This is a genomic window from Pseudochrobactrum sp. AO18b, from assembly GCF_000409565.1.
GTDB lineage: Bacteria > Pseudomonadota > Alphaproteobacteria > Rhizobiales > Rhizobiaceae > Pseudochrobactrum > Pseudochrobactrum saccharolyticum.
Window position 1 is genome coordinate 1 of record NZ_ANNO01000321.1, and the last position, 1,729, is coordinate 1,729.

The 1,729-nt window shown below is 50.1% G+C and carries 2 protein-coding genes; both read right to left on the reverse strand.

Going from position 1 to position 1,729, the window contains the following annotated elements; translation table 11 throughout:
- Positions 1 to 359: DUF59 domain-containing protein (locus A918_RS0112750; protein WP_156831439.1), on the reverse strand; the 359-nt coding region annotated here is incomplete at its 3' end.
- Between the two features lie 5 nt (positions 360 to 364).
- Positions 365 to 1,609 carry a cysteine desulfurase gene (locus A918_RS0112755; RefSeq protein WP_022711440.1) on the reverse strand — a complete coding sequence of 415 codons (1,245 nt, stop codon included), beginning with the start codon at positions 1,607 to 1,609 and terminating at the stop codon, positions 365 to 367.
- Between the last annotated feature and the right edge of the window lie 120 nt (positions 1,610 to 1,729).

The following is a 1,729-nucleotide window of genomic DNA, read 5'->3' on the forward strand; positions in this document are numbered from 1 at the left end:
GTCCATGGCGGATCAAAGGTCATGGTCACTTCCACATGGGAAACGCCCTCAACCGCACCAACGGCATTTTCCACCCAACCCGGCATTTCACCGGCTACAGGGCAACCCGGGGCAGTCAAAGTCATATCGATTTTGACCGTGCGATCATCTTCAATATCAACCTTGTAGATCAGGCCGAGCTCATAAATATCTGCCGGAATTTCCGGATCATAGACAGTTTTCAGCGCGCCGATAATATCATCGGTCAGGCGCAGCAATTCTTCTTCCGGAATTGCGGAAGCGGAAAACACTTTTGAAGCACTGTTTTCTTCATCTGCTGCGATCACATCTGCGACCGGCACTTGCTGTTTAGTATCCATATTCATCATCCAAAAAACTGTCTTGCTTTTTCAAGCGCTGCAACCAGAGCATCCACTTCCGCGCGGGTATTATACATAGCGAAAGAAGCACGGCAGGTCGATGTTACTCCAAAGCGCTGCAGCAATGGCTGAGCACAATGGGTGCCTGCCCGCACTGCAATTCCTGCACGGTCAATCAGGGTTGAAACGTCATGGGCATGAATACCCTGCATTTCAAACGCAATGATCGCGCCTTTATCCGGTGCATTGCCGACAATACGCAGTGAGTTAATTTTCGCCAGAGACTCATGCGCATAGAGACGCAGATCAGCCTCATGGGCAGCAATAGCCTCACGACCTATGCTCTCTATATAGTCAAGCGCTGCGCCCAATCCAATAGCCTGCACAATCGGCGGGGTTCCGGCCTCAAAACGATGCGGCGGATGATTATAGGTAACATTATCAACGGTTACCTCTTCAATCATTTCACCACCACCCATAAACGGGCGCATCTGTTCCAGCATTCCCATACGGCCATAAAGCACGCCGATACCGGACGGGCCATAAAGTTTGTGGCCGGTCATAATATACCAGTCACAACCGAGATCACGTACATCCACCGGCATATGCACAGCAGCCTGCGAACCATCCACCAGCACCGGAATGCCGCGTGCATGAGCAAGCTCGACGATCTTTTTAATCGGCAGAACCGTACCCGTCACATTGGACATGTGAGTCAGCGCAATCAGTTTGGTTTTCGGGGTAATGCATTTCTCGAATTCATCAAGGTGGAACACACCTTCATCATCCACCGGCGCGAATACCAGTTTGGCACCCTGACGCTCACGAATGAAATGCCAAGGCACGATATTGGAATGATGCTCAAGAATGGTGAGCAGGATTTCATCGCCCTCACCGATTTTTGGCATGCCATAACCATAGGTAACCGTATTGATCGCCTCTGTCGCCGATTTGGTAAAGATAATCTCGTCTACAGAACCGGCATTGAGAAAGTTGCGCACTTTTTCACGCGCACGCTCATAGGCATCGGTCGTCGCATTAGAGAGGTAATGCAGGCCGCGATGCACATTGGCATATTCATTGGAATAGGCATTCGTCACCGCATCAATAACCGCCTGCGGCTTCTGTGCCGAGGCACCATTATCGAGATAGATCAGCGGCTTGCCATAGACTTCACGCGACAGGATCGGGAAATCACGGCGGATTGCTTCAACATCATAATTTTGCAGTACAGACGATAATTGATTCATAATCGTACTCCTGAGCACTTTGTGCTCAAAAAAGCAGGCAAGAGCACTGGGTGCTCACAAAAATCAATAAGGCACCATGTGCTCTATATCAGGGAAGAAGAGCGGGAAATTTCCCGCTCT

What these genes read in the sequence shown, in the direction of transcription:
- A918_RS0112755 (WP_022711440.1), bottom strand. Translation starts at nt 1,609, where the DNA reads ATGAATCAATTATCGTCTGTACTGCAAAATTATGATGTTGAAGCAATC.